Below are 7,435 nucleotides of genomic sequence, written 5' to 3'. Positions count from 1 at the left end.
GGCGATCATGCTCACGGCCGCGCTGCCCGGTGGCGTCTACGTCTACCAGGGCGAGGAGCTCGGGCTCTGGGAGGTCGAGGACCTGCCGGACGAGCTGCGCGAGGACCCGGTGTGGCACCGCTCGGGCTTCACCGACCGCGGCCGGGACGGCTGCCGCGTACCGCTGCCCTGGTCCGCGGAGGACGGTCCCAGCTGGCTGCCGCAGCCGGAGAGCTGGCAGCGGTTCTCGGTCGCGGCCCAGGCGGACGACCCCGGCTCGATGCTGTCGCTGTACCGCGAGGTGTTCGCGCAGCGGCGCGGGATCAGCGGCGACCTGGAGTGGCTCGACCTCGGTGAGGACGTGCTGGCGTTCAGGAGGAACGACCGCACGTGCGTGGTCAACCTGTCCGACCGGCCCGTCGACCTGCCCGCCACGCCAACGTTGTCAAGCGTCCCGCTGACCGGCGGGCAGCTGCCGCCCGACGCCGCGGCCTGGCTGTAGAGCACGAGCGACACCGGACTCGGGGGCGGCAGCAGCCGCTCCCGAGTTTTTTCGTGCCCGTTCACCCCGCGCGCCTTCGTCTCAATTCGCCCGGTTCCGTCGAATTCGACGATGATCTGGAGGCCATCCGGGCAGCCTGACGTCACATTTCGGGCATGCCCGGACCGGTCGACCTGCGTGAACGAGCCGTCACCCACTGCAAGCCGGGCGAAAATCGGGCAGGATTTCCCCGAGTTGTGGTGGCGACCACAGTGTTTCCAGGGTGTTTCATCTATGCACGGCCCGAACGGGCAACCCGAGAGCCGAGTGGGCAGGTGACATGCGAGCAGAAGAACGCAAGCGCCGCATCCTGGCCAGGGCCCGCGCCGACGGCCGCGTCGACGTGGTGGAGATGGCGCAGGAACTGCGCGTCGCTCCCGAGACGGTCAGGCGGGACCTGCGCGTCCTCGACGAGCACGGCCTGGTGCGCCGCACGCACGGCGGCGCGATCCCGGTCGAGAGCGCCGGCTTCGAGACGGGTCTGAGGTTCCGGGCGGGCTCGCACGTGCCGGAGAAGCGGCGCATCGCGAAGGCCGCCGCCGAACGGCTCGACGACGCCGAGACGGTGTTCATCGACGAGGGCTACACCCCGCAGCTCGTGGCGGAGGCGCTGCCCACGACCAACCCGCTCACGATCATCACCGCGTCGCTGCCGACCGCGGCGGCGATGTCCGAGCACCCGTCGTGCACCGTCCTGCTGCTGGGCGGCCGGGTTCGCGGACACACACTGGCCACTGTGGACCACTGGACCACGAGGATGCTCGGCGAGATGGTCATCGACCTCGCCTACATCGGCGCCAACGGCATCTCCCGCGAGCACGGGCTCACCACCCCCGACCCGGCGGTCGGAGCGGTGAAGTCCAGGGCGCTCAGCGCGTCCCGGCGAAAGATCTTCGTCGGCACGCACACCAAGTTCGGCGTATCGAGCTTCCACCGGTTCGCCGAGGTCTCCGACCTGGAGGCGGTCGTCACCGACAGCGGCCTCTCAGCCCACGAGGCCCACCGCTACACCCTGCTGGGCCCCAAGGTCATCCGAGCCTGAGATCCCTCACCATTCGGGCGTCATCCCCCTTCTTCACCGCGCCCGAAAACCCTTGAAAGGAACCGACGATGTCGTCGATTCGCACACCACTCCGCGCGTTCGGGGCCGCCACCGCCGTGCTGCTGCTCGCCTCCGCCTGTTCGGGCGCCGGCGGCGGAGGGGGTGGTGAGAACTCGGTGAACGTGCTGATGGTGAACAACCCGCAGATGCAGGACCTGCAGAAGCTCACCGCGGACAACTTCACCAAGGACACGGGCATCAAGGTGAACTTCACCGTGCTGCCGGAGAACGACGTCCGCGACAAGATCAGCCAGGACTTCTCCAGCCAGGCCGGCCAGTACGACGTGGCGACGATCTCCAACTACGAGACGCCCATGTACGCCAAGAACGGCTGGCTGGCGCCGATGGACGACTTCGTGGCCAAGGACAGCGGGTTCGACCAGGCCGACATCCTGGAGCCGATCAAGCAGTCGCTGACCGCCGCCGACGGCAAGGTCTACGCGCAGCCGTTCTACGGTGAGTCGTCGTTCCTCATGTACCGCAAGGACATCTTCGAGGCCAAGGGCGTCACGCTGCCCGAGAAGCCGACCTGGCAGCAGGTCGCCGAGGCCGCCCAGAAGGTCTCCACCCCCGAGGTCCGCGGCATCTGCCTGCGCGGCCAGCCGGGCTGGGGCCAGGTCATGGCGCCGCTCACGACGGTCGTGAACACCTTCGGCGGCACGTGGTTCACCAAGGACTGGCAGGCGCAGGTCAACGCGCCGGAGTTCAAGGAGGCCACCAAGTTCTACGTCGACCTCGTCCGCAACTACGGTGAGGCGGGCGCCCCGCAGGCCGGGTTCGCCGAGTGCCTGAACAACATGACGCAGGGCAAGGTCGCGATGTGGTACGACGCCACGGTCGCCGCCGGCCTGCTCGAGGCCAACGACTCCCCCGTCAAGGGCAAGCTCGGCTTCACCCAGGCGCCGGTCGTGAAGACCGACAGCTCCGGCTGGCTCTACACGTGGGCGTTCGGCATCCAGAAGGCGTCGAAGAAGCAGGACAACGCCTGGAAGTTCATCTCGTGGGCGTCCGGCAAGGGCTACGAGGAGCTCGTCGGCAAGAACCTCGGCTGGTCGAAGCTCCCCGACGGCAAGCGCTCGTCGACCTACCAGCGCGCCGAGTACAAGCAGTCCTCCGGCACGTTCTCCGCGCAGGCCGAGGCCGCGATCAAGGGCGCGAAGCCGCTCAACCCCGGTGTGCAGGAGCGTCCGGCGCCCGGCATCCAGTTCGTCGGCATCCCCGAGTTCACCGACCTCGGAACCCAGGTGTCGCAGCAGATCAGCTCCGCGATCGCGGGTGCGACGTCCGTGGACGACGCGCTGAACAACGGTCAGGGTCTCGCCGAGAAGGTCGCCTCCAAGTACAAGGGGCAGTGACATGGCGGTCATAGAGCGGGAGCGGTCGGTCGTGGACCGGCCGCCTCCCGCCCCCCGCAAGCAGTACAAGAAGTGGTCGACGCGCGCTCCCCTCCTGCCCGCGCTGATCTTCCTGATCATCGTGACGCAGCTGCCGTTCGTCGCGACGCTCGTGATCTCGTTCATGAAGTGGAACTCGCTCGACCCCACCAACCGCGGGTTCGCCGGGTTCGACAACTACGTGAGCGTGTTCACCGATCCCGACCTGCGTTCCTCGGTCGTCAACACGATCGTGCTCACGGCGTCCGTCGTGATCATCAGCCTGGTCCTCGGGCTGGGGCTCGCGTTGCTGCTGGACAAGAAGTTCGCGGGCCGCGGGTTCGTGCGCACGCTGCTGATCGCGCCGTTCCTCGTTGTCCCGGTGGCGGCGGCGCTGATCTGGAAGCACGTGCTCTACAACCCGGAGTACGGCCTGTTCAACGGCATCCTGAGCTGGCTGGGCTTCGAGGCCCAGCCGGACTGGATCAGCTCCATGCCGATGAGCGCGGTGGTGCTGTCGCTGGTGTGGCAGTGGACGCCGTTCATGATGCTGATCCTGCTGGCGGGCCTGCAGTCGAAGCCGATCGAACCCGTCGAGGCGGCGACGATCGACGGCGCGTCGCCGTTCCAGATCTTCCGGTTCCTGACGTTCCCGCACCTGCGCCAGTACCTGGAGCTCGGCGGCCTGCTCGGCTCGATCTACATCGTGCAGAACTTCGACGCGGTCTTCACGATCACGTCCGGTGGCCTGGGCACGGCGAACCTGCCGTACATGATCTACCAGACCTTCTACCAGGCGCACGAGTACGGCGAGGCGTCCGCGGCCGGCGTGATCGTGGTGGCCGGTTCGATGGTCATCGCCACGTTCGCGCTGCGCACGGTGTCCTCGCTGTTCAAGGAGGAGAAGCGATGACCGCCCGATGGGTCAAGCTCGGCTGGGGCGTGCTCGCCTGGATCGCCGGCCTCGTGTTCTTCGCGCCGGTGGCCTGGATGTTCCTGACCTCGCTGCACAGCGAGTCGGACGCGGCGACGAACCCGCCGTCGCTGCTCGCGCCGCTGACGCTCGACGGCTACGCCGAGTTCTTCGACGCGGGCGCGTGGCCGCCGCTGATCAACTCGTTCAGCGCCTCGATCGGGTCGACGATCATCGTGCTGCTGCTGGCGATCCCGGCCGCGTACGCGTTGTCGATCAGGCCGGTGGAGAAGTGGACGGACGTCCTGTTCTTCTTCCTCTCCACCAAGATGATGCCCGTCGTCGCGGCGCTGCTGCCGATCTACCTGATCGCGCAGTTCTCCGGGATGCTCGACAACATCTCGTTCCTCACGCTGCTGTACTGCTCGATGAACCTGCCGATCGCGGTGTGGCTCATGCGGTCGTTCCTGTCCGAGGTCCCCAAGGAGATCCTCGAGGCGGCGTCGATCGACGGCGCGGGTCTGCTCACGATCCTGCGCAGGGTGGTGGCGCCGATCGCGATGCCCGGCATCGCGGCGACGGCGTTGATCTGCTTCATCTTCAGCTGGAACGAGCTGCTCTTCGCACGGGTGCTCACCGGTGTCGTCGCCGGCACCGCGCCCGTGTACCTGACCGGGTTCGTCACGTCGCAGGGCCTCTTCCTGGCCAAGGTCTGCGCCGCGGCGGTCGTGGTTTCTCTGCCGGTGCTGATCGCCGGGTTCGCCGCCCAGGACAAGCTCGTCCAGGGCCTCTCGTTGGGAGCAGTCAAGTGAAAGCAGCAGTGATCACCGGCGTCGGCTCCGTCGAAGTGACCACTGTGGACGATCCCACGTGCGGTCCGCGCGAGGTGGTCGTCAAGGTGGCGGCCTGCGGGCTCTGCGGCACCGACCTGCACATCCTGCAGGGCGAGTTCGCGCCCACCCTGCCGGTCGTGCCGGGCCACGAGTTCGCCGGCACGGTCGTCGAGATCGGCTCGCAGGTCAACGAGCTCGCGGTCGGCGACCGGGTGGCCGTCGACCCGTCGCTCTACTGCTACGAGTGCCGGATGTGCCGTGCCGGCAAGAACAACCTGTGCGAGCGCTGGGCGGCCATCGGCGTCTCGACGTCCGGTGGCGCGGCGGAGTACGCGAAGGCCCCCGTGGCCAACTGCGTGAAGCTGCCCGACCACGTGCGGACCGAGGACGCGGCGCTCATCGAGCCGCTGTCGTGCGCGGTCCGCGGCTACGACGTGCTGCGGACGCAGATGGCGTCACGGGTGCTGATCTACGGCTCGGGCACGATGGGCCTGATGATGCTGCAGCTCGGCAAGCTCACCGGCGCGTCGTCGATCGAGGTCGTCGACCTGAACCCGGAGCGGCTGGAGACGGCGAAGCAGCTCGGCGTCACGGCCGTGGCGGCGACGCCGGACGAGCTCGACCGGCCGCAGGGCTGGGACGTCGTCATCGACGCCACCGGCAACGAGAAGGCCATCCAGGACGGGCTCGGCCGCGTCGCGAAGGGCGGCACGTTCCTGCAGTTCGGCGTCTCGGACTACTCGGCGCGGGTCACGATCGAGCCGTACAAGATCTACAACCAGGAGATCACGATCACCGGCTCGATGGCGGTGCTGCGCTCGTTCGAACGGGCGGCGGACCTCTTCGCGACCGGTGTGCTCGACCCGGAGATCTTCATCAGCGACCGCGTGCCCCTGGACGACTACGCGGGAGCGTTGGACCAGTTCAAGGCGGGCAAGGGCCGCAAGATCCAGGTCCTGCCGTGAGGTAGCCGGAAGAAACTCGCAGTTGTTCGTGGGCACTCGTGTATCCAGACGAGTGCCCACGACTCTTTTCGGGCATGTCGAAGTCCGGGCAGAAAGTGGTACCGCCGTACTTTTCGCACATGTCCGACGAAGAGCTCCTCGCCTGGTACGCGGAGCTTCAGGCGCGGGCGATGAACCCGCAGCCTGGGGACGTCGATTTCGACCACGTCCACCAGCCGGCCGAACCGGTGTCCGTCGACCAGCTGCGTCAGCGCGTCATGACGTTCCAGGGCTGGCCGGGCGGCATCTCCACCCTCGACGACGGTTCGCCGTTCCACAACCTGTGGCACTGGCTCAGCGACTGACGCGGAGCGAGGTCGTCCTCGCCCGTGTCGTCGGCGCGCTGGTGGCCGCGTGTGTGCTCTTCGCCGTCGTGCACACCGCGGTCACCGGCGTCGTCTCGCATCCGCGGAACTGGCTGGTCGCGTTCGCCTGCACCCTGCTCGGGGTGCGGGTGATCGGCCACGTCCGCAGGTCGGCCGTCGGGTGGCTGCTGCTGGTCATGGGCGTCTTCGGCGGCATCGCCGTCGCGGTCGCCGGTCAGCCGGAGGACAACCCCGCCCGGTGGATCGAGGCGTGGGTCTGGTGGCCCACCTACGCGTTGCTGCCCGCCGTGGCACTGGTCTTCCCGAACGGCAAACCGTTGAACAACCGCTGGTGGGTCGCCATCGGTGCGTCGTTGTTCAGCGCCGTTCTGGGTGCCGTGGGGATCGCGTGGGCGTCGTGGAGCGACCCCGCCGACTACTGGCAGTCCAGCGGCGGCGGACTCGCCAAGACCCTGACGCTGGTCGCCGTGCTCGCGGGCGGGGTCTCCGTGGTCGCGGCCGTCGTGTCGCTGTTCCTGCGGTGGCGGCGAGCGGAGGGCGATGAACGCCGGTTGCTCGTGTGGGCGTTCGCATTGCTGGCGCTCGCCGTCGTGGCGACCGTGGTGGAGACGACGGACGGGCACGTCGCGTGGATCATCGGCGTGCTCGCGTTTCCTGCCGCCGCGGTGATCGCCATCGTGCGGTACGGCTTGTACGACATCAGCCTGCTCATCCACCGGTCGTTGCTCTACGGCTCGTTGACGGTCGTGCTGCTGCTCGTCTATCTCGGCGTGATGGTCGGTGCGGGCGAGCTGTTCACCAACGACGCCGAGGTGATCGGTGTCGTGGCGGCGGGGCTGGCGTTCGCGCCGATCCGGTCGTGGGTGCAGCGCCGGCTCGACCGGTGGCTGTTCGGGCAGCGCGCCGATCCCTATGGCGCTTTGTCGACACTGAGCGAGAAGCTCGAACGCTCCCAGGACGTGCTGCCGACGGTGGCCGCGACGGTCGCCGAGTCGTTGAAGCTGCCGTACGTGGCGATTCGCGGCGGGTCGGTGCTGGCCGAGCACGGACGCAGCCGCGGGTGGCCCCAGCTGCGTTTTCCCATGACGTACCGCGGTTCTTCGGTCGGCGACTTGGTCGTGGAGCCTCGCGCGCCCGACGAACGGTTGAGTGACCGTGAGCTGAGCCTGCTCGTGGACCTCGCACGGTCTACTGCACCCGCCGCGCAGTCCATCAAGCTGACCGCCGATCTGCAGCTCGCCCGCGAACGGCTCGTGCGTGCGCGTGAGGAAGAACGCCTGCGGTTGCGCCGCGACCTGCACGACGGCGTCGGACCGGCGTTGGTCGGCATCCGGTTGCAGCTCAAGGCGTTGCGCCGGTCGTTG

At 68.2% G+C, this 7,435-nt stretch carries 7 protein-coding genes and 1 pseudogene; all 8 read left to right on the top strand.

The genetic code is table 11. From position 1 onward, the window contains the following. Positions 1 to 481 (top strand): annotated as a pseudogene (locus VF330_RS37975) (alpha-glucosidase); the annotation flags it as partial. 319 nt (positions 482 to 800) lie between these two features. After that, complete coding sequence (locus VF330_RS37970; RefSeq protein ID WP_330856574.1) at positions 801 to 1,562, top strand: DeoR/GlpR family DNA-binding transcription regulator; 762 nt, start codon at positions 801 to 803, stop codon at positions 1,560 to 1,562. A gap of 68 nt (positions 1,563 to 1,630) precedes the next feature. Beyond that, positions 1,631 to 2,977, top strand: coding sequence for a sugar ABC transporter substrate-binding protein (locus VF330_RS37965; protein ID WP_330856573.1), 1,347 nt, complete (start codon positions 1,631 to 1,633; stop codon positions 2,975 to 2,977). Between the two features lies 1 nt (position 2,978). Continuing rightward, a complete protein-coding gene (locus VF330_RS37960) occupies positions 2,979 to 3,908 on the top strand; it encodes a sugar ABC transporter permease (protein WP_330856572.1) in 930 nt (309 codons plus the stop codon). After that, entirely contained in the window at positions 3,905 to 4,720 is an 816-nt protein-coding gene (locus VF330_RS37955; protein WP_330856571.1) for a carbohydrate ABC transporter permease, read from the top strand. The genes VF330_RS37960 and VF330_RS37955 overlap by 4 nt, the downstream gene beginning before the upstream one ends. Then, positions 4,717 to 5,706, top strand: coding sequence for a zinc-dependent alcohol dehydrogenase family protein (locus tag VF330_RS37950; RefSeq protein ID WP_330856570.1), 990 nt, complete (start codon positions 4,717 to 4,719; stop codon positions 5,704 to 5,706). The genes VF330_RS37955 and VF330_RS37950 overlap by 4 nt, the downstream gene beginning before the upstream one ends. Positions 5,707 to 5,825: 119 nt before the next feature. Continuing rightward, a complete protein-coding gene (locus VF330_RS37945; RefSeq protein ID WP_330856569.1) occupies positions 5,826 to 6,050 on the top strand; it encodes a hypothetical protein in 225 nt (74 codons plus the stop codon). Continuing rightward, positions 6,029 to 7,435 (top strand): histidine kinase (locus VF330_RS37940; protein WP_330856568.1); only part of this gene is annotated, 1,407 nt, incomplete at its 3' end. The genes VF330_RS37945 and VF330_RS37940, both read left to right, overlap by 22 nt.

The sequence above is a fragment of the Lentzea sp. genome (genome assembly GCF_036380075.1).
Taxonomy (GTDB): Bacteria; Actinomycetota; Actinomycetes; order Mycobacteriales; family Pseudonocardiaceae; genus Lentzea.
Note: the sequence above shows the minus strand (reverse complement) of the source record. Positions and strands in the feature narration are given on the sequence as shown.